This window comes from Peredibacter sp. HCB2-198 (assembly GCF_045999315.1).
Classification (GTDB): domain Bacteria; phylum Bdellovibrionota; class Bacteriovoracia; order Bacteriovoracales; family Bacteriovoracaceae; genus Peredibacter.
In genome coordinates this window covers 2,651,430-2,671,127 of record NZ_CP174607.1, presented here as the reverse complement: position 1 = coordinate 2,671,127, position 19,698 = coordinate 2,651,430, and the positions used below count along the sequence as shown (strand labels likewise).

The window sequence follows — 19,698 nt, the reverse complement described above, 5'->3', positions numbered from 1 at the left end:
CCTCTTAGTAAGAAAATCCTACGCTAAATACAACATCAGTATTGGTACGAAGCTTGTCCGAAGGACTTTTAGGTCCTGGGGCATTGTAATAGGTATTCATATACTCTAGGCCCAGATGAACGTTTTCAGTTAGGTGAAACTTCACTTTGGTTTTTAAAACAGCACCTGTGTAGTTCTCTTTTGTGTAACTGTTGGCAACGTTACCTTGAGTGACAGTTTTGATGTTACTTTCGGCATTGACCTTCGATACCCCTGCACCAAATGACCAGTCAAAGTAGTAAATCTGGTTAAAGGTATTGATCTTACCGTAAAACGGTGACCAGATTAACATCGCACCATAAGTGGAATTCAATCTTCTGATGAATGGCTCCGCTTCATTAATCAGGCGCACGTTTCTGAAATCATCGTTGTTAGAGTTTGTGTACTGGTTGTAAAAAACTTCCAGACCCCACTCTTCATGAAAGTAGTATCCGGCACGGATGGCAACACCGCGAGTATCTTGGAACTTCGATGTGAAGTTTGCAAGATACCCAATGTCTGCATAGATCGAGTGCTCTTTTTTGTAGAGTTTGTTCTGAAGAACGTATACTTTTTTGTCTGGATCAAGCCAGAGGAAGTCGTATAACGACTTCTCTCCGGCATGTGTTTTTTTTGTGAGCATCAACATTAGTCCAAGAGCAATGATCGAAAGTTTTAACATACGTCCCTCTTAATCCTCTTACTGTTTCACATATGTAACTGTAATCTCAGCACCAACTGGAGGCAGATTTCCTTGATCGAACTTGATCGAGTGTGAAGCTGCATCGTAAGTATAGTTAGAAGACTCAACACCATTTACATACACTTTTAAAGTTCCTGGTACTGGTTCATTAGCAAGGGCGAAAGAATCAAGAAGTTTGATGATTGATTCACCCATGTCACCAAGTGATTTGTAAAAATCATCTCGGATGTCTGCAACAATACCTGCAGTGTTTTTTGAAGCATCTGCATATCTTTGATAACCAGTAGTCACACCATTTGATCCAACATTCGATAGACTTACATCAACGATCGAGTACATTTTCACAAGACCAGCCTCTGATTTGAACGATTTAAGGTAATCAGTGTAGGCCTTAACCGATTTAGACGACTGATCCTCTTCATCTGACAGAACCACTACTGCCAGGTATGCATCTGGTCTTACCCATGAAGAAGCGTACTTCTGCATGAAACCTTCTGAAGCTTCTAGACCTTTTTCATAACCAGAACCACTTGTTCCAACTCTTACCAGATTTTTGAAATCTCTCATGAACTGATACTCATCGGCCTTAGCACGAGCAGAAGTCAGTTTTGTGTCTGAACCATAAACCATCTGACCTTTCTTCGAAGAAGAACTTGTATCAGTAGTTGTGATGGCCATTTTAAAGTCCACATCTTTTGTGATGAAGTCTTCAATGAAAGCACTGAAGTTTTCACCAAGAGCTACTTGCTCATCAGACATAGAACCAGAGTTATCAATGATCCATACGATATCTAATTTCTTAGTTTGTGAACTTGCCTGACGGAAAGATTCTTTTGTACATCTAGGGTCTGTACCAATAGTTGGATTTGATTCATCAATTCCATCAGCGTCGTTACCATGACCGTTGTTACAGTCACCGTAGCCGCCAGTTGAAGAACCAGTTGTCGATCCACCAGTAGTAGAACCTGTAGTTGAACCACCAGTTGTTGAACCTGTTGTAGAACCATCAACTCCACCAACTGTAGATCCTGTTGTCGAACCTGAAGTTGTTCCACCAGTAGTTGAACCTGATGTTGTAGATCCATCTACACCACCAACAGTTGAACCAGTTGTAGATCCTGTTGAACCTCCAGTAGTTGATCCATCAACACCACCAGTGGTTGCTGATCCGTCAACACCACCTACAACTGATCCACCTACTGTTCCGCCGGTTGTCGATCCATCGACACCACCAACTGTTCCACCTGTAGTGGCAGATCCATCAACGCCACCAGTAGAGGAACCGGTGGTACTTCCAGTTGTACCACCATCGACCCCTGTATCCACTCCACCTTGAGTGCCCCCAACCGAACCAGCATCAAGGCCTCCTTGGCCTCCACCGTTCACCGATCCTGTGGTATCGGGCTGATAAGGATTGTCTAAAAACTCTTTTTGGTAGAAATCGTCTTTGTTACAGGAAGCAAGTCCTAAACAAAACGTTAAAGAGAACATCAAATTCGTGATGCTTGCAACTCTGGTCTTCATGACTAGACTCCTAAAGGAGCGTAAGGCGACAAATGTGTTCTCTACTCTCAAAAAACCACGAGTGCGTTAATTGAAAATAGCTCTTTGGCCTTGCGGTTCTTCTCGATTTTGGTCTCTACATACGTGCAGCTTGAATTAACGTCCAACTACAAAATCGAAAATAAAAGAATTGTGTAACTAACAGCGCTGATTCTACGCGATCGAATTTTTTTTTCAACGAGGTCCCGTTAAAAAAAGTTAAAAAGACTTGTGTTATGAAGCTTTAGAGATGAGGTGCCAAGAGTTTGCGTAGATGCTTAAGTGAGTGGCGACATTTGTTGGCTAAAAGCCGATTGTGAGATTTAAGCCCTTAGTTTTGTGGGTCTTTTTGAACTCAGATCTGACCGTTGCAAAATCATTGCCTACGATCATTTCGCATAAACCGACCTCAGAACTGAATGGATAGCGATTGAAAAACTTCATGGGTTTTAGAAATTTGAAGTCCTCTGTTTGGACTTTTGGACATCCAATGACGATAGAACCGGCATAGGTTGTAGAACGAGGACGTACACGGAAAACGAATTTCTTAGAGGTGTTCATGGATGTGAACGAACGATCAGCTTCTTCAAAACCTGTAAGTTCCCAGTGTCCAGCAGGAATGGGAAAACGATTAAGGCCTCTCTCAATAATCATCGAGGCCGCAGAAGCATCATCCACATTTCTCAAATACAGAGTCACACGATCGTGGGTATGTAGATACCACACGGCCGTGGGCCCTTTTACTTCCGGTTTTGTTCTTACTGGTTCGGCCGGTGTCGTTACAATTTTTGGCCGTGACGAATCTTGCCTCTTTGCAAACGGCAACTGAGAACAAGAGACAATCATGAATAGGAGGCCACAAGCAACAAGTTTAATCATGTCAACATTATGGCCATCCAGATAAAAGAGGTCAATCTATGCTTATTGGTTAACTGTTAGGATGAACTGAGTGGTTACTTCATTTCCGGCCGTCACCGAGATGGAATCATTTTTAAGAGAGCTATATCCTTCCTTCTCAGCGGTGACCGAATAAGTACCCTCGGCCAGACCTAGAACTTTAAAGTGGCCGTCCTCATCCGTCACGGCCGTGGTAACGGTCTGATCGTTTTTTGTCACCGTAACTGTGGCCCCTGAAAGACCGACTTCATTTAGCCCCTGAACTTCACCTGAAATAGATCCAGCAGAGGTCAAGTTAACCGCACGGATCACTGGTTTAAAATTAAAGCCTTTGATATCAGTGCTCGTTCCTTGAGCAACAAACGAACGACTTAAATCAAAATCCAGAAGAACGTCATGACTTAAACCAGTAGTGACAGTCAAGTTTGGAGAGACAAATACCTTCAAACCAGATTGTGCGCCGCTTGGGACATTAAGATCAAAGTGTCTTCCATCTTTCAGATCAACTGTCGCACTTGAAACGATCAACATGATCTCATCATAGTTACCGGCCGGTACTTCGATTTCACTCAAAGTCTCAACCAGCCCATTTCGAAGTTGCAGAAGGTCCAGGGTTACCTGATTATCCATGACGGTAATGGTATCTCCCGATGCTTCTCTTATCTTAATTCCCTCAATTGTAAGCTTGGCCGATGCCACGGTATCAAAATCAAATGGTGCATCGGTGGCCAGGACTCTAATGGTCCCGGTTCCTGATTGGGAACTTGAGCTTTTGTCATTACAAGAAATAAGACCAAGAAGAAGAATCAGGGCAATCGTAAACTGAATAATAAATTTCATAGGGTTTCTCCGTTTTGTTGATCCCATTCTTGGCGGTAAACCTTGAAAAAATATGGAAGGGAAGATTTAAACTGGCAGAATTATTTGACTTAAAGCCTGGGCGCGAGAGTCAACCAAACAAGGATAAAATAAGACATTTTGTGACCCAAATTGTATACTTCGCCCCATGATGACCCCATCGGCATACTCCCTCACCCATCTGGAATGGAAGGAACTTCTTTTGAAGGAAGGACACTCGTCCCATGTATTGCCATTTTGGGTGGACGGTCTTTATAAAAATCCGGAACTATGGACTCGTCATGTGTCTCAGGAGCTGGTTCAAAATCTAAAGACTAAATTCAATTTCGATCTACCAACAATTTCTAAAACGCAGGAATCTGAAGATGGCACGGTAAAATTTCTGGTGCGTTTTCATGATGACATGGAAGTTGAAACGGTCCTGATCCCCTTTCATAAACGTTTTACAGTTTGTCTTTCAACTCAAGTGGGTTGTGGCATGAACTGCAGTTTTTGTTATACCGGTACTCAAGGTCTGAAGCGTAATCTCACGGCCGGTGAGATCGTAGGACAATATCTCGTGGCAATGAATTGGCTAAAATCTAAAGACAGTTTAGCTCTTAACCCAAGCATCGTTTTCATGGGCCAGGGTGAACCTCTTCATAATTTGCCTGAGGTCTCTCGAGCAATTAAAGTTTTGAATGATACGAAGCTCATTGGTGTGGGCCATCGACAAATGACTCTTTCAACGGTTGGATATTTACCAGGACTAAAAAACTTAAAAGGTTTTCCGACAATTAATTTTGCTCTCTCACTCCACTCTCCCTTTGAGGAACAAAGAGCAAAACTTATTCCCGTGAATGAGCGATTTCCTTTAAGTGAAGTGATGCTGGCCCTGGATCAGATTCCACTCTTAAAACGACAATTTATTACTTATGAATATCTCTTGATTAAAGACTTCAATATGTCGGATGAGCATGTTGAAGGTCTTCACGCTTTATTAGGTCACCGTAAGGCGATATTAAATCTCATTCCTTTCAATCCGTTTCCGGGTTCCAAGTGGGAGCGTCCGGATACTCAAGCAATTGAAAGCTTTAAAGAAAAACTAGTCGCAAAAAGACTACGGGTCATGGTGAGAACCACTAAGGGTGATGACATCCTGGCGGCCTGTGGCCAGTTAAAAGTAAATAAGCTCGCGAGGAACAATGGAACACATAGAGAGTGATTACGACACCCGCTTTAGCGGAATTGGAAGACTCTTCGGTAGAACGGGTCTGGATAAAATTAGACAAGCACGAGTTCTGGTTATCGGAATCGGAGGCGTGGGATCTTGGGTAGCAGAATCTCTGGCCCGTACGGGTCTTGGTGCTATGACACTGGTTGATTTGGATGATGTTTGTGTCACTAATATCAATCGTCAGGTGCTTGCGGTGAGTTCAACCGTGGGGCAGTTTAAAGTTGATGTGATGAAAAATCGTATCAAGGACATCCAGCCATTATGTGAAGTTGAAACCAAGCAGTGTTTCTTCAATCCAAAAAATTTAGATAACATTTTTGATCGCCAGTATGATTTCGTGGTGGATGCTTGTGATGATTTCACCAACAAGTGCCACCTTATTGATCACTGTCGTAAAAATAATATTCCACTCGTGGTAATGGGTGGAGCTGGCGGAAAAATTGATCCGCTTCAGATTAAAGTAACTGATATGTCTACTTCATCAAATGATCGCCTCCTAGCAAGACTTCGTAAGAAGCTTCGTCAGGACTTCTCTTTCCCTTTGGAAAACGAAGGAAACTTCGGTGTGTGGGCCGTATGGTCGCACGAAAGAGCGGTCTATCCAACGGCCAATGGCTGTCTCACGTATAAACCACCTGGAATGGCCAAGAATATGGACTGTGAAGAAGGATTTGGGTCGGCCAGTTTCGTGACGGGTGCCTTTGCATTTGCGGCCACCTCACTTATTCTTAGAGAAATGACCAAAGGTCTTAACATTCCTACAGAGAGTGAAAAATAATGAAGTTTTTTACTGACCTTAAAGAATTTTTGAAGAGCACGGCCAATGATGAGCGCATTCCAGCTCGCGATAAAAAGATTCTTCTCGCGATGATTGCTCTTATCATTTCACCGATTGATCTTATTCCGGATTGGATCCCTATTTTGGGCCAATTAGATGATCTGGTTCTTCTTTCGATTATTCTGGATTATTTTTTCCGCGTGCTTGATAGCCGCATTTTACTTTCTCACTGGCCTTGGGGCATGAAGAGCTACACCCAGGTCAAGGCCATGGCAAAACTTACTTCGTTCTTTGTTCCGTGGTTTGTAAAAAAGAAACTTTGGAAATATGTGGGAGATCCTTACTAGGATCTCTCCGCCGAATACTTCCAGAACTGACGAATCCCAAGTCCCAAAATCAGTACCATCGCCCCACCCATCACTCCGCCGATCATCAGAGCATTATGAAAGCCCTCTTTATCAGCAAGAGTTCCCATGAAGGTGTTTCCTAAAAGCGGTCCTGAAGAATAAGAGATCATTTCTACACTCGCCAGACGCCCACGATAATCTTCCGGAATAGTTTCATTCCACATGGTTCCGCGAAAAATCCCCGAGATCATATCGGCCCAGCCAGCAAAGCCCAGAAAGATTAGCCAGAGATAAAAATCATTGGTAAAACCAAATCCAAAAATTCCCACGCACCAAAGAAGGGCCGCAATGGTGATTCCTTTTCCGTGACGTCTTACTTTATGGGTCCAAGAACTTGTTAAAGATCCAATGAAGGCACCAACTGCCGGAGCTGAGTAGAACCAGCCCAATTTTCCAGGGTCACCGAGCATCGTTGCCAAGGCCGGAAACAAAGGATTTGGAAAAGCGAAGGTCATACTCGCCATGTCCACCACGTAAGTCCCCATGAGATCGGGTCTTTTCCAGGCGTATTTGAATCCATCTAAAATGGCCCCAATATTTGCTTTACGCTTTTCTTTAAGTTCTTTCAAATCTCGAAGCTGGAGTACACAAAACAAACTCGCGGCATAGCTCAGAAGATCAATGGTGTACGTCCAGGTGATTCCCACTGAAGAAATGAGCACACCACCAAGGGCCGGGCCCAAAATCATGCCTGAAGTTGTTTTCAAAGACTGAAGCGTGCTCACCTTTGGAATGTCTTTCTTCTCAAACAGCTGCTGAATCATCGCCTCGAGTGCGGGACGTTCAAAGCCCTTAAAGATCGCCATAATTCCGGCAAGGATATAGAGAATGAAATATTCTTTTGAACCAGAAAGCGTGAAAAGAATCAGAAGGAGATTTCCAATGGCAGAGCTAATGTCTGTCATGAGAACAATTTTTCTGCGATTGAAACTATCTGCAACCGCTCCACCCCAGAATCCAGAAATCACCAAGGGAATGAGTTGCACAATTCCGAGCATTCCCACATGGAAAGTCGATTTCGTGATCTCATACATCTGATAAGGAATGGCCACATAGGTAATCATGCTCCCGAAAACGGAGATCAATTGACCTGTGTATAACCAACGATAGTTACGGTATTTTTTTAAAGGAGAGATATCGAGATAAAACAATTAGTCCTTATATTGCGGGACGATCTTTTTTACTTCGTCCTGAATCTGCTTGAACTGAGCACCGTCTAGGTCAATGCCTTTGACTTCCTCAATCTTGTTCTGTGAAGACACTGAAGCAGGAGTTCGAGCAGCAATTGTTGCGGCCTGCTTGTTGATGGCCGCCCATTGATCAGATGACATTGAACGCATCCTTACTCTCGCCTTTTGGGCCTCCTCAGCAGAGATCACATTTTCTCTTACCATTTGGCCAAGCATATCGTCTACGTGTTCCGGCGATACTTCGGCCTTAACAGCTGAAAACCCTACTAGAAGTGAGAATGTAAGAAGCCATTTCATAGTTACCTCGCTGAGTAAGTATCGGTGAGGATGGGTCATGGCCTGAAAAAAACTTTAAGCGCAACGGAATACAACATCTTAGATGTTACAAGATGTTGGCAGTGTCTAGAAAAGTGACAACATTTATGGTCAGAGGAAGCTTAAAACCTGGTAAGTACGAGTTTCTTTCGGTGTTTCGACCTCAAATTCGTCCCCAGTTTTTAGCCCCATTAAAGCATCACCAATGGGAGAGAAAACCGATACAACCAGTACGGCTTCGTCTTTGACTTTAATGATGGTTCCACCGGCAGTTGGAATGAGGAAATAGAGTCGCTTTTGATCTTGGTGAAGAAGTTCCACCAAAGCACCAATGCTGATCTCTCCCAATTTTTTGGAAGCATCAACATCGACTTCTTCTAAGATTTGAATTTCGAGTTTAAGTTCTTCTACTCGCTTGGCCTCGGCACTGGCGAGATAGGAAGCTTCGAGAGCTCTCGTGTCGTACTTACTCTCGGCCTTAAACTCCTGATCGGTCGCGAAATCACGATTCGATTTGGCAGAAGCTTCAAGACCCATAAGCTCTTCACGAGAGCGTCTGATTAATTCATCAAGAATTTCTTTTTTCAACTAGGCTCCGCAACACTTCTTGAATTTCTTATTTGAGCCACAAGAACATGGATCGTTACGGCCGATTTTTGGTTCAAGTCGCTTCACCGGTTGATTACCGTGAATCTGCCCTTCTTTAAATTTCCACTCGCCATCTCTTCTCTGAAAAAGAGAAGTCTCATGATGAACGAGGGCCGTGCCGCTCGCGATATCTTTGTAATGAGCAACGAACTCAACTGTTCCAGTATTATCGTTGGCCTCACCTTTAATAACTTTACGAATTTCCAGACCCATCCATTCTGAGCTGTTCGCCCATTTTAAGGCCTCTTCTTTATCGAATACTTCGTTTTCAACCACAATTTGTGTTTGATCAACGTAATCAATGTTTTTAACAACGTAAGCTGAGTAACGTGAACGCATCATCGCTTCTGCAGTTGGGGCCTTCTTCTTACCTTCAACGTAAGGGCCGCAGCAGTTTTCATACGTAAGTTTGTTCTGGTCCTTAGACCGGCAAGGGCAAATTGACATAGTGAACTCCTAGGAATTCCCCTATTATCGAGGTAAGATAAAAAATATTCAACGAAATGTTATGCAAATAAAAGTTCCCCTTCCCATTGATTCTTTTCTTCCTGGAATATCCGAGGCGGTACGGAATCACTCGACCATTTTAGTCAAGGCCTCACCTGGTTCAGGTAAAACCACTCGCCTCCCATGGGCCTTGGTGAAAAGTCTAGGCAGTCGTGTGGTGGTGCTAGAGCCCCGAAGAATCGCCGCCAAATTGGCGGCCCAGCGGATTGCGGACGAAGAAGAACTCACTCTGGGCAAAGAAGTGGGTTATCACTTTCGATTTGAAAAGAACGTTACTGATTCAACTTCTCTCATCTTTTATACCGAAGGAACGTTTTTAAAGCGCTTTTTGGGGGATTCAGAACTTAAAGGTGTAGATATCGTCATCTTGGATGAGTTTCATGAGAGGCATCTGGATACGGACCTTGCTTTGGCGTTACTGCGTGATCTTCAGGCAAAGAGAAAGGATCTGAAGATCATTATCATGTCGGCCACTCTTGATACACGGATGCTGGACAATTTTCCCGATTCAAAAACCATTGAAATTGAGGGTGTGAATTATCCGGTGGAGATCTCTTATCTCCCGAATACACCGAGTATTTTAAATCAGAGTCTCGAAGCAAAAGTTAAGAAAGCGGTTGAGAGCGTTTTGGATAAACCAGGTGACATTCTGGTATTTTTACCTGGAATGCGAGAAATGCTTCGAGTGCAGGATGTACTCTCGGGTCCTTATGAAGTCTTTTTACTTCATGCGGATCTCACGAAAGAAGAACAGACCCGTGCTCTTGGTCCTTCTTCAAAAAGAAAAATTATTCTCTCCACCAATATCGCAGAAAGTTCCGTAACCATTCCTGGAATTAGAATCGTGATTGATTCCGGCATTCAGAGGGAGGCCCACTACTCTCCTTGGAACGGACTTAAATTTATTGAAGACACTCCGGTGACTAAGTCTTCCGCCATTCAACGGGCCGGTCGTGCAGGTCGTACTGCTCCCGGTGAGTGTCTGCGGCTTTATAGTCAGCAAGACTTTAATGAACGCGAAGAACATACAATCCCTGAAATTTTCCGTGCTGATCTGACTGATATTTATCTTTTGATCAAAGGCACGGGACTTACTCCCATGTGGTTTCATCCTCCCACCAAAGATAAGTGGGACAAGGCCCAGGCCTTATGTGAAAGGCTTGGCGCCACCGATGAAAAAGGCATTACTAAAGTTGGAAAGAGAATGCTTGAGCTTCCTCTTTCCGCGAGACTCTCGCGCATACTTATTGAAGGAGAAAACCTTCCGCAGAAATCAAAAGAAAGACTTCTAAGATTTATTTGCGAAGACATTGAAAACGATCGCACCGGAAATCTCTATCGCCGTCTGCAGTTTTATACAAAGAACTCAGGAGCTGAAACCACTCCTTGGGAGAAATGCCTTCTCGTTGGATTTATAGATCAAGTGGCCCGCCTTCGTCAGAAGCAGCGAGATTTCATTCACTATTCCGGTAAAACGATCAAGGCCCACAATAGTCTTGAAAATCTTCATGAGGATTTTTATATCATCTTCGATATCACCCAGAGACAAGAAGCGATCAAGGTCTTTCCAGTGGAAGAAGAATGGTTTTGGGACTTGAATCCTTTCCCATTTACCGAAGAGGAAGAAGTAGAAACCGGAGATAAGATTCTTCTTAAGCGAAAAACCAAACTCGGCAGTATCGTGATTGAAGAGTCCCCAGTGAAACTTGTTTGGTCTGAGCTGAATCATTCTTTCAAAACCAAGATCGCCGATCTTTCCCGCTCTCAATTTAAATTTGAGTTTGAGAAATTTAAAGAGACGCCGGTTTTTGAGAGGCTCTATTATTGGGCGAAAAAGAAAAACAAAGACATTGATAGCATCGAGTTTTCTCCCCTTGGATACTTTGATTACGCAGGTGAATTAAACTGGGAGAATATTCAGAATTATTTTCAGTCTGAGATTGAATCCAAGCTTGATGTAGAAAATCTAGACCGTGAACTTCCAACCAAGATCAATCTTGGCGGGAGACGCGAGCTCATTATTCACTATCCTTTGAATATGGATCCTTATCTCGAGGCGCCGATTCAGGACTTCTATGGGCTGAATGATACACCTTCTATTATGCAGGGACAGGTTCCCCTTACCCTAAAACTCTTAGGACCTCACAAACGTCCAATTCAGGTCACTAAGGACCTGAAAAACTTTTGGGCCAAGACTTATCAGGAAATGAAGAAGGAATATCAACGAGACTATCCGAGACACTACTGGCCGGATAAACCTTGGGAAGCAAAACCATTTCTATTAAAATCGCATTTGCCTAAAGCCTAGAGCGGCCTTTTTGGTCACCGATGTATTTAAATCTCGGCACAGTCTTACCATCTAGTTCGATGGTCTCAAGAAACATCTTTAGAGGTCTCACCCACAGGCGCCCCTCTTCGTTTTCATACAGGCATTCATACAACACCATCCACTCCATGGTCTCTGAGTGTCGAGCAAGATCTCTCACGAGATAGTTCTTGCCCTTATAGTGCTGATAAACGCCGCCTAAAACCAGATCCTCTACCAAGTAATTTTCTCCAAGAATAGGTATGGAAGAACACCTATCAAGATTAGCATCATCAGGGCCAGGATGTAAGGGAGCATCTGAGAAAGTGGCATGTCTTTATTGGTTACCGGCATGCTGTATGGGTTTTGGCCCAAAAACAATCGCGTAAACATTAAGAAGAAGAGAATACCGTTTAAACAGGTCGCGATGATGTGACCCAGGCCCAAGTATGGCTGATACTCAAGGAGTCCTGTGATCACCAGATCTTCCACCACAAACGAAGCACCTAGAGGCACTCCAATCATACAAAAACCGAAAAGACAAAAAAGTGTGGCGAGTTTTGGATAATACTGAGCAAATCCATAGTACTGACTTGAACGCTTCATACTGAAAGTATGTTCAATATAGCTCAGGATTGAAAACAGGGCAGGCCCAGAAATCGAGATCACCATCATGTGAAGGTAAGACCCCTTTGCGGCCGTCATATCGGCCTGAAGACCTGTGAGAAGAAGCGAGGCCTGAGCAATATAAAAGTAGTTGGCCGTGCGATGAAGATTTTTCTCCATGATTCCGCGAAATGACCAGTAGATCGACGAGATGATCGAAAGACTCAAGAGAAGAATCTTAAACACATCCGGATCATGCTTAAGTGTTGGCAACAGTAATTGCACAAACAGCAGAACTCCAGCACGTGAAAGGAAGATGGCCGAGAACTCATACCAAGTACTGCCTTCTACCAGATCGTGCACCCAAGAGTGGAACGGGAAAATCCCATGGACTTGGTAAATGATGATGAATGAAAGCAGAAGCACGGGCCAAGTAAAGAAGCTCGCCGGGAACTCTGTCATAGGCGTAATTAAAAGCCCTTGTTCATTAGCGAAGAACAGGAGCCCAAGGAAACAGAAGAAGGTCAGCATGTGCTGAATAATGTACGTTGCCCCAACAGTTGATTCTTTATGAACAGCATCTCTTAGGAAACCATTTGCGGGAAGCGCTCGCTGAAAGGTCCAGAAGAAGAAAAAGGTCGGAAGATTGTTCGCAAGGATGATCCCTAACCCACCCGCGATGAAGAACAAAAGGTTCGAGTTAAAAGTCATGGTCTTTCGAATCGGAAAAAGACCAATAAAGAGCGACAAACAAAACAGCGCTCCGGTGAACATACCAATCTTGTTATAACGAATATCAAACAGCGTATGCACGGCCAGAGACGAAGAAAAGTCCTCGGTAAAGAAGAGATAGGTAAAGAAAACAAACAAGATCCCTAACAGAGCAATGATGAAATCCTGCCATCTTTTCCCAAGCTCATAAAAGCAGGAAATAATGGCGGTCCCAAAGGTCGTAAGGAGCGGGATGATCTCTACATATTGATTTAAACTGTGCATATTATTTTCTTCCTACAATCCACTTTAATAACTTACGGTCATACTCCATCCACTGATTCTCCCACTTGATGTAGATCTTCGCAGGAAGACACAGAACATTTAACACCTGAGAGGTGAAGTAATCTAAATGGAAACCGTGTAAGGCATGTACATAAACTTTCTTTCTCATTTTCGGAGAGAGAAACTTTTCAAATGAAAGTTTGCGCTTAATCGCCTCATTATGGATCACCACTGGATTTTCATAGAAGTCCTGAATGATCGAAGATGAGCGGAGGAATTGATAAGTACGAAGACTTGCATGGGCCACAATGTGGAACAAAGCAAAGTTCGTAAAACCAAGAGCAATCTCAATGTAGATAATTCCCACTTGTGTGATGGTCGCATAAGCGAGCATGGTCTTAGCATCAGAGCGAGTTCTTCCCACTAAGCTTGCGTAAACGGCCGAGACTCCTCCAATCACACCAATCACCACAAGGAGAACCGGAAAATGCGCGAAGTAATCGTAGAATCTCATGAGAAGAAAAGGCCCTAAGTGAACCGATAAAGCTCCGTAGAAAATCGCACTCGATGGAGTCGGCCCTTCCATCGCTGTTGGAAGCCATGAACTCATTGGTAACTGGCCGGCCTTTGCAAGCGACGCCCAGATCACAAATAAGCCGATAAAGATCAGAGCAATTCCACCATGGGCATGGCCCAGAAGTTTTGGAAGAAGCACAAAATCAGTTGAATGAACATAATGGTGGGCCCAGGCCGAGGCCGCAAGAATCCCCATATCACATAAGCGGTATGAGATAATGGCCTTCACTGAGTGACGGACCGGCTGGTTCTGCGCATAGAAGTAGCCAATCAGAAGAACTGAAGTCGTCCCTACTAACTCCCAACCAATGAACAAGAGATCTAGTGATCGAGCAAATGAAACCACATTGAGCCCGAACAATAAAATCGACATTAAAAAGATGAAACGGAAATACCCTTCTTCTTTATGAAGATAATTTCGGGAGAACTTAAAGATGATTCCAATTAAGATCGACGATAAGAGCGCATAAGTGGCCCCAAGCAGATCCACAATAAAGCGCATTTTAAACTGGTATGTCCCGACATTGATCCACTCATTGTAATCCAAAAGGAGTGACGATGGTGATTCCAGATAAGTCAGACCAAACAAGGCGAGGCACAGGGCCACCATGATCATGGAATAGTATTTTACAGATTCAGAGAGCCATTTTTCCGGAATCGTAATCTTGGTGAAAAAGATCAGACCTAAGAAGCCGACCCAGGCGAATGGAATAGTTAAAATTGTATGAAATAGTTTCTCAATCATTATCCAATCTCCGCAAAGTCTTCTTCAGTATGGGTCTTGTTGATCAAATCAACTGAAGTCGCAAAATGCTTCATCTTCGCTTTCTCAAAAGTCAGAGGTGTAAATTCTTTCTGGCCAAACAAATGCCACTCTTGAGTTTCAGGATCAATCACTACCAGACGCATCCAGTGGTGATAAAGAATATTTTTGAGACGAGGATGATTATCAAAAAGATTTTTCACGCGTGCTAGTGGGGCCTCAATAATGGTGAGGTTTCTAATTGGTTCATGAATCTCAACCATCTGACGAGCAAGACCAATGCGAAGATCACTCTGAGAACCCGTCATCACTCCAAGAAGTGATGTCATATTCAAGGGAAGCTTAGAGCCGCAACCAAAGTTTTCGTTGTCCACGCTTGAGAAGTAGTAGTCCATGTTGATATTCACAGCAACTGGAACACCACCCACGACCACTGCTTTTAGAATTGAACCATCCGGATCAAGTCTCCAGTCATAAGTATGAAGGAAAGCACGTCGGTTAAGGTAAAGGCCTCTTGTTAGTTCGCGACGGCCCACGATTGCCAGAGCATTTGATGAATGGCCATATTCAGGACGAGGTTGAGCAAGATCCACTGCTCTTTCTTTAACGTGCTTAAGTGCTTCTGCAGGTGAGGTCTTGGCACTTTCAGAGCTAAAGCGCTGACAACGTTCAAAGGCGTTTCTCGCCCCTGCTTCATTTAAATTTTTACGAAGTCTTTCGAATTCTGGTTTGTGCCCTTCTGGCATGAGTTCCAAATTAAAGAAATGAATTTCATCAGTACAAGTATCGTGAAAGCCCGACACGAAGAAAGTTTCATTTGGAATGTTATAGCCAAGCTTAGCAAGCTCAGCTCTTACTTCCGGATCATTGGCCATTTTCGCAAAGGCGCGCGAATTCGGAATCCCAGCGTTTCCTCCACAAGCACCACAACCATAGGCCTGACGGAAAGGATTGTTGTTACTTGATGAACCGTGGGCCAGAAGCACTACCAGCGGAGCATACTGTGTTCTGATTCCACATTGATCAAGAATCGCTTGAACGATCTTGGCCATTTCGGTCTTGCTGTATCCATGGTCCGCATCACTTTGATCCAGAGAGAGTTCTGTCTTTGGAACCGGGGTGAATGTTCCCATCACTTTGTTCTTTAGATCGCGGCTTTTCTCAGGGAAAAATACCTGCATAAACATTGGGAAGATACTTGCGATGCCAAGGAAAATAGTCGAAAAAAAACCTCTGAACATTGTTCTTGAATGATAGTACAGGGCGAGATTCCCGCCACCGGTCATCAGGTTCCAACGCTCAAAGGTCTTGGCCGAATGAGAGTCCCGCGGGACCTCAGAAATAATACGACTAGGTACCACCACTGGAGGACACTGGGCCACCAGACGGCTACTTTTAATACTGGCAAACTTCATATCCACGCCGAAGAAACCAACCACACCGTAAGTGTTCACGACTGGATCAACTTCTTCCAGGTGACGGCGGATTGACTCTTCACGGTCATCAATACAAAACATCACTTGGGCCGGACCGATCGGTTGATCTTTTATGTCTTTCGAATGTTCAGCAATCGCCTCAAGGGCCTCTCGGTGAAAGTGATGCTCAAAGGCCTCATGCCACAGACGAACACGATGAACACTTTCCGCCTCATCAATTTCGTCGATCAGTTTTAAAATCGTCGCCGGCTCAAAACGCTGCATCCAGCGCTGATCCAGTTTAAACGAATTCGTAATCTGATAAAGGGCAAGAGAAAGCTGGAAGCCCTTTAATTCTATATTTTGTTTTCTACCACGGATGATAGAAAGATCAATCGACTGCTCTTCTGCGTGATACTGATCCATCGCCGATTCAATCAGAATCAGGGCCGCGATGTAGTCCACCAGTTTAATCTCCGGAGCTTTTACAGTGGCCTGCCATGGTTCTAGTTCAAGCTTATTCACCATGCCTGACCAGCCCTTAAGATCAAACAGAATCTCAAGAATGTAGCTTTCCCAAACGTCTTCAGGAATCTCCATGCGTTTAAGTTCGTTCTGAATGATGTCTTCCGGTTTTTGGTACTTCACGGCCAGAACTTTCTCTATCAAAACATTCTGCCATCCACTTGTGAAACCTTTCAGTGCCTCCACATCAAAGGTAAAGAAACTCCAGAAGCCCTTGTTCACGAACGGGTTCTGCCAGAAACTCTGACCTTGGTCGAGGTAGCTAGAAATCAACCGAATGATAAACGGATGAATGCTAAGCGCATACGATTCGTTATGATATTTTTCCCAATACTCCTTCCCTCTCCATTTCACCGGCGAGCGACGAAGAGTAAGTTTTTGTCCGTGCATTTTTTCAACACACAGATTCCAGAGGTGTTGATCATTAATACTTTGTTGATCTTCCTCGGTATCGTTAAAATTCATTTCAGCGAACATTAAGCGATAAAAAAATTCTTTGGTCGAAAGCTGCAAGCAATCTACAGACTCAATCGCGGGATAAGTTCCTGCATAATGATCAATGGCACGGAAGATATCTTGATCCGTGATTTTTCCCTCTCTATAACGTTGGATGTACTTATGCTCTTGCCAGTATGGGCGAGCTCGATAAAGCACTCCTGCTTCTCCAACAGCATGATGAAAATCCTGATTCTCAAACATCAGGAGAATGTTGTTATGGACGAAACCGTGGAGAGGATTCTGTATTGGTAACTTAGTTCTTATACGAGAGATGAGCTGATTAAAGTCCATGTTGAGCCTTGAGTGTTGATCTGTTGCTAATCTTACTCCCCTGGCATATCGAAACCAAGTATATGAATTTTTTTTAATTATTAATATTCGTAAATGTTTTCACTCTCTGATGAGCTTTCCTCCACATGCATTTTTGGTGTGATGTTTTTTTAATTTTACAATTCTCATGACCGATAAAATCCTTCTTCAACTTCGCATTACCCGACTTCTCCTGTACGACAAATAAAAGATAATTAATGCCACCTCTTTTGAAATAAAATCCCTCTTGCTAGAATAAAGACCTAAGCATTTACTTCAAAGGGCATCATGGACAAATCGAAACCCACTCTGCTGTTTCTTCACGGGGCCTTAGGCACCGCCCAGGATATGGAGCCCCTCATGGGACTTCTTCGTGAAAAGGGATACACTACTCATTCTTTCAGCTTCAGTGGCCACGGTCTTAGCGCTGCGGAACCTGCTGAGTTCCGGATCGATTTATTTGCCCGGGATTTAGATAAATTCCTCAAGGACAATCAACTTAAGAACCCTGTGATCTTTGGCTATTCCATGGGTGGCTATGTGGCCCTCTATCATAAGGCCAACTTCGAAGACTCTCCCATTGCCCGAATCTTTACCTACGGCACTAAGTTTAATTGGTCTGAGAAAGCAGTCAGCAAAGAACTTCCGATGATGAATCCAGATCATCTCTTAGAGAAGTTCCCTAACTTTGCTGAAAGCCTGAAGCAAAAGCACGGCGAACGTTGGAAACAACTCCTACGCTCTACTGCCCATATGATGCAAAACCTCGAGAGACTTGATGGTCTTACCCGCGAAGACATGAGCGAAATTGATATTCCAGTAATTCTCATCCTGGGTGATCAAGACCGCATGGTGACTTCAGAGGAAACTCATCTCACAAGTTCGTGGTTACATCACTCTCAGACCAAAACTATTTCTCACTCAAAGCACGAACTCGAGCGTAGCAATTTAAAAGAAATTGCTGATCTTATTTTAGATAACCTTCATTAAACTCCTTTCTTTTTTTATAGAAATCACTTTCTCCAGCGGAAGTGATTTTCTATTGTCATTTTTCAATACTTGACAAGTCCGTACATTTTCCGTAGAAACTTTTACATGAAACTGAACCACGTTGCAAATAAAATTTTACTGAGTGATATAAAAAAGTTGGTGGCAGATGAACGATCTGCTCTCACTAAACTGCTTCATCATTTAAAAGAAATAGATAAGAGGAAGCTTTATTGCGACTTAAAGTATTCGTCGTTGTTTGCTTATTGCGTTCATGAATTAGGTTATGATGGAGCTTCCGCTCAAAGACGGATCGTCGCCGCGAGGGCACTAGCGGAGATGCCAGAAATTGAGCAAAAAATCGAAGATGGAAGATTGAATCTCACAAATATTTCATTAGTGAATCAATTTATTGATGATCCCATCCAAAAGCGCGAAGTCTTTAAAGAAGTTGAAAATTTAACCAAGAAAGAATGCGAACAAAAGTTATTCGAAATCACTGGTAAAGAAGAGAAACCGAAAGATAAAACCAAGCGCATTTCAAAAGATAAAGTTCAAGTGGCGTTTGTTTTGTCAGACGAAACCATGGCAGTGGTTGATCAGTTAAAAAATCTTTTGGGTAAAGAAATGGAGATGGATCAGCTAGTTCAGTTCATGGCGAAAGAAGCCATCAAGTCTGTGGAAAAAACCAAGTTTAAACAAACTTCTTCTCGCAAATCACTTTCTCCAGCGAAAGTAGGACGTGTAATCCCGGCATCTGTAAAACGAGAAGTATATGCACGAGATAAGAAGTGCACTAATTGTGGTTCCACTCGAAATCTCAACTATGATCACATCCTTCCCTATTCCATGGGAGGGCCGAATACAAAAGAGAATTTGAGATTATTGTGCTCACCATGCAATCAGCGAGCAAGGATAAGAGCGGAGCCTCTGGCCCCGCCTGGGAAATTTACTTAAGAAGGCCTTCTTCTTTCATAGCACGCATAACTGTTGGTCTTTCAGCAATACGGGCCATGTAGTTCGCGATGTTTGACCATTGAGTAACATCAAGGCCCACGAATTTGCCCCAACCAAGGCAAGTAAAAAGATAAGCATCAGCAACAGTGAAGGTTTTCCCCATAAGGAAATCATTTGAGCCGAGTTTTTCAGAGATGAAACCAATTTTATTTTTAAGAGTTTCAATCTGACCATCTTTAAGCTCTTTTAGGCCTTCAGCATTTTTAACACTTGTTCTAAAAAGAGGAGTGAAATTTTTATGAACTTCTGAAGCAATAAAGTTTAACCATTCCATACAACGGTAACGATCAGTCGTACCAAGCTTAGGCATTAGACCTGCTTCTGGATTTTGGTCAGCAAGGTATTGCATGATAACTGCACCTTCTGTCAGCACTTCGCCATTTTCCATACGAAGAGCAGGAACTGAGCCTTTTGGATTAATCATTTTGTAGTCGCCAGAAGCACATGTTTTGTTTGCGAGATCAACAGCTTCGATCTCATACACCATGTTAAGCTCGGCCATTACGATATGCGGAGCAAGGGAACAGGCACCGGCCTTGTAGTAAAGTCTCATTCTAAAACTCCTTATAAAATTTTTAGGATGAGATATCTTGGCCTAGGCGCGGCAAAAGCACTAGTGGCA

19 protein-coding genes are annotated in these 19,698 nt (G+C 43.3%); 6 read left to right on the top strand and 13 right to left on the bottom strand.

What is annotated here, in order from left to right; genetic code table 11:
- Positions 1–4: 4 nt before the first annotated feature.
- From ACJVC5_RS13495 to ACJVC5_RS13480, 4 genes are all read right to left on the bottom strand, one after another.
- Positions 5–700: an outer membrane beta-barrel domain-containing protein gene (locus tag ACJVC5_RS13495; RefSeq protein WP_408096051.1), complete on the bottom strand. Its 696-nt coding sequence runs from the start codon at positions 698–700 to the stop codon at positions 5–7.
- A gap of 18 nt (positions 701–718) precedes the next feature.
- A complete protein-coding gene (locus ACJVC5_RS13490; protein WP_408096050.1) occupies positions 719–2,245 on the bottom strand; it encodes a hypothetical protein in 1,527 nt (508 codons plus the stop codon).
- 321 nt (positions 2,246–2,566) lie between these two features.
- Entirely contained in the window at positions 2,567–3,142 is a 576-nt protein-coding gene (locus ACJVC5_RS13485) for a hypothetical protein (protein WP_408096049.1), read from the bottom strand.
- A 42-nt stretch (positions 3,143–3,184) separates the two neighbouring features.
- The gene (locus ACJVC5_RS13480; RefSeq protein ID WP_408096048.1) at positions 3,185–4,000 is read right to left on the bottom strand and encodes a DUF4382 domain-containing protein; all 816 of its coding nucleotides are present in this window, start codon (positions 3,998–4,000) and stop codon (positions 3,185–3,187) included.
- A 166-nt stretch (positions 4,001–4,166) separates the two neighbouring features.
- Between ACJVC5_RS13480 and rlmN the strand changes: the two genes are divergently transcribed.
- Genes rlmN through ACJVC5_RS13465 form a run of 3 tightly spaced genes read left to right on the top strand, consistent with a single transcriptional unit; the run spans position 4,167 to position 6,359 of the window.
- The gene (rlmN, locus tag ACJVC5_RS13475) at positions 4,167–5,222 is read left to right on the top strand and encodes a 23S rRNA (adenine(2503)-C(2))-methyltransferase RlmN (protein ID WP_408096047.1); all 1,056 of its coding nucleotides are present in this window, start codon (positions 4,167–4,169) and stop codon (positions 5,220–5,222) included.
- A complete protein-coding gene (locus ACJVC5_RS13470; protein WP_408096046.1) occupies positions 5,203–6,012 on the top strand; it encodes a tRNA threonylcarbamoyladenosine dehydratase in 810 nt (269 codons plus the stop codon). The genes rlmN and ACJVC5_RS13470 overlap by 20 nt, the downstream gene beginning before the upstream one ends.
- A complete protein-coding gene (locus tag ACJVC5_RS13465; protein ID WP_408096045.1) occupies positions 6,012–6,359 on the top strand; it encodes a YkvA family protein in 348 nt (115 codons plus the stop codon). The genes ACJVC5_RS13470 and ACJVC5_RS13465 overlap by 1 nt, the downstream gene beginning before the upstream one ends.
- Here the strand turns inward: ACJVC5_RS13465 and ACJVC5_RS13460 are convergent.
- The 4 genes from ACJVC5_RS13460 to ACJVC5_RS13445 all read right to left on the bottom strand — a co-directional run bounded on the left by ACJVC5_RS13460 (position 6,356) and on the right by ACJVC5_RS13445 (position 9,019).
- Positions 6,356–7,570, bottom strand: a complete 1,215-nt coding sequence (locus tag ACJVC5_RS13460) for an MFS transporter (RefSeq protein WP_408096044.1) — start codon at positions 7,568–7,570, stop codon at positions 6,356–6,358. The genes ACJVC5_RS13465 and ACJVC5_RS13460 overlap by 4 nt on opposite strands.
- Positions 7,571–7,906 (bottom strand): hypothetical protein, encoded by a 336-nt coding sequence (locus ACJVC5_RS13455; RefSeq protein ID WP_408096043.1) that lies wholly within the window; start codon positions 7,904–7,906, stop codon positions 7,571–7,573.
- Between the two features lie 129 nt (positions 7,907–8,035).
- A complete protein-coding gene (locus tag ACJVC5_RS13450; RefSeq protein WP_408096042.1) occupies positions 8,036–8,512 on the bottom strand; it encodes a GreA/GreB family elongation factor in 477 nt (158 codons plus the stop codon).
- Positions 8,513–9,019, bottom strand: coding sequence for a YchJ family protein (locus tag ACJVC5_RS13445; protein WP_408096041.1), 507 nt, complete (start codon positions 9,017–9,019; stop codon positions 8,513–8,515).
- A 61-nt stretch (positions 9,020–9,080) separates the two neighbouring features.
- Here ACJVC5_RS13445 and ACJVC5_RS13440 point away from each other — a divergent pair, with 61 nt between their 5' ends.
- Positions 9,081–11,387 carry an ATP-dependent helicase C-terminal domain-containing protein gene (locus tag ACJVC5_RS13440; RefSeq protein ID WP_408096040.1) on the top strand — a complete coding sequence of 769 codons (2,307 nt, stop codon included), beginning with the start codon at positions 9,081–9,083 and terminating at the stop codon, positions 11,385–11,387.
- Here the strand turns inward: ACJVC5_RS13440 and ACJVC5_RS13435 are convergent.
- From ACJVC5_RS13435 to ACJVC5_RS13420, 4 genes are read right to left on the bottom strand one after another with little or no spacing between them, the layout of a single operon-like run.
- Positions 11,377–11,625 carry a DUF1653 domain-containing protein gene (locus tag ACJVC5_RS13435; protein ID WP_408096039.1) on the bottom strand — a complete coding sequence of 83 codons (249 nt, stop codon included), beginning with the start codon at positions 11,623–11,625 and terminating at the stop codon, positions 11,377–11,379. The two genes, ACJVC5_RS13440 and ACJVC5_RS13435, sit on opposite strands and share 11 nt — an antisense overlap.
- A complete protein-coding gene (locus ACJVC5_RS13430; RefSeq protein WP_408096038.1) occupies positions 11,619–12,986 on the bottom strand; it encodes a proton-conducting transporter membrane subunit in 1,368 nt (455 codons plus the stop codon). The genes ACJVC5_RS13435 and ACJVC5_RS13430 overlap by 7 nt, the downstream gene beginning before the upstream one ends.
- Before the next feature lies 1 nt (position 12,987).
- Positions 12,988–14,307 carry a proton-conducting transporter membrane subunit gene (locus ACJVC5_RS13425; protein ID WP_408096037.1) on the bottom strand — a complete coding sequence of 440 codons (1,320 nt, stop codon included), beginning with the start codon at positions 14,305–14,307 and terminating at the stop codon, positions 12,988–12,990.
- Positions 14,307–17,054 carry a putative inorganic carbon transporter subunit DabA gene (locus ACJVC5_RS13420; protein WP_408096036.1) on the bottom strand — a complete coding sequence of 916 codons (2,748 nt, stop codon included), beginning with the start codon at positions 17,052–17,054 and terminating at the stop codon, positions 14,307–14,309. Before ACJVC5_RS13420 ends, ACJVC5_RS13425 begins: the two co-directional genes overlap by 1 nt.
- 306 nt (positions 17,055–17,360) lie before the next feature.
- Here ACJVC5_RS13420 and ACJVC5_RS13415 point away from each other — a divergent pair, with 306 nt between their 5' ends.
- Positions 17,361–18,062 (top strand): alpha/beta fold hydrolase, encoded by a 702-nt coding sequence (locus ACJVC5_RS13415; RefSeq protein WP_408096035.1) that lies wholly within the window; start codon positions 17,361–17,363, stop codon positions 18,060–18,062.
- Between the two features lie 105 nt (positions 18,063–18,167).
- Positions 18,168–19,016 carry an HNH endonuclease gene (locus ACJVC5_RS13410; protein ID WP_408096034.1) on the top strand — a complete coding sequence of 283 codons (849 nt, stop codon included), beginning with the start codon at positions 18,168–18,170 and terminating at the stop codon, positions 19,014–19,016.
- Here the strand turns inward: ACJVC5_RS13410 and gstA are convergent.
- Positions 19,009–19,629, bottom strand: coding sequence for a glutathione transferase GstA (gene gstA, locus ACJVC5_RS13405; RefSeq protein WP_408096033.1), 621 nt, complete (start codon positions 19,627–19,629; stop codon positions 19,009–19,011). The two genes, ACJVC5_RS13410 and gstA, sit on opposite strands and share 8 nt — an antisense overlap.
- Positions 19,630–19,698: the final 69 nt, after the last annotated feature.

Bases quoted from the DNA above. Each gene is read 5' to 3' on its own strand.
- rlmN (WP_408096047.1), top strand. From the start codon at position 4,167: ATGATGACCCCATCGGCATACTCCCTCACCCATCTGGAATGGAAGGAA.
- ACJVC5_RS13485 (WP_408096049.1), bottom strand. From the start codon at position 3,142: ATGATTAAACTTGTTGCTTGTGGCCTCCTATTCATGATTGTCTCTTGT.
- ACJVC5_RS13415 (WP_408096035.1), top strand. From the start codon at position 17,361: ATGGACAAATCGAAACCCACTCTGCTGTTTCTTCACGGGGCCTTAGGC.
- ACJVC5_RS13440 (WP_408096040.1), top strand. From the start codon at position 9,081: ATGCAAATAAAAGTTCCCCTTCCCATTGATTCTTTTCTTCCTGGAATA.
- gstA (WP_408096033.1), bottom strand. From the start codon at position 19,629: ATGAGACTTTACTACAAGGCCGGTGCCTGTTCCCTTGCTCCGCATATC.
- ACJVC5_RS13490 (WP_408096050.1), bottom strand. From the start codon at position 2,245: ATGAAGACCAGAGTTGCAAGCATCACGAATTTGATGTTCTCTTTAACG.
- ACJVC5_RS13425 (WP_408096037.1), bottom strand. From the start codon at position 14,307: ATGATTGAGAAACTATTTCATACAATTTTAACTATTCCATTCGCCTGG.
- ACJVC5_RS13470 (WP_408096046.1), top strand. From the start codon at position 5,203: ATGGAACACATAGAGAGTGATTACGACACCCGCTTTAGCGGAATTGGA.
- ACJVC5_RS13430 (WP_408096038.1), bottom strand. From the start codon at position 12,986: ATGCACAGTTTAAATCAATATGTAGAGATCATCCCGCTCCTTACGACC.
- ACJVC5_RS13455 (WP_408096043.1), bottom strand. From the start codon at position 7,906: ATGAAATGGCTTCTTACATTCTCACTTCTAGTAGGGTTTTCAGCTGTT.
- ACJVC5_RS13410 (WP_408096034.1), top strand. From the start codon at position 18,168: ATGAAACTGAACCACGTTGCAAATAAAATTTTACTGAGTGATATAAAA.
- ACJVC5_RS13420 (WP_408096036.1), bottom strand. From the start codon at position 17,054: ATGGACTTTAATCAGCTCATCTCTCGTATAAGAACTAAGTTACCAATA.
- ACJVC5_RS13445 (WP_408096041.1), bottom strand. From the start codon at position 9,019: ATGTCAATTTGCCCTTGCCGGTCTAAGGACCAGAACAAACTTACGTAT.
- ACJVC5_RS13465 (WP_408096045.1), top strand. From the start codon at position 6,012: ATGAAGTTTTTTACTGACCTTAAAGAATTTTTGAAGAGCACGGCCAAT.
- ACJVC5_RS13495 (WP_408096051.1), bottom strand. From the start codon at position 700: ATGTTAAAACTTTCGATCATTGCTCTTGGACTAATGTTGATGCTCACA.
- ACJVC5_RS13480 (WP_408096048.1), bottom strand. From the start codon at position 4,000: ATGAAATTTATTATTCAGTTTACGATTGCCCTGATTCTTCTTCTTGGT.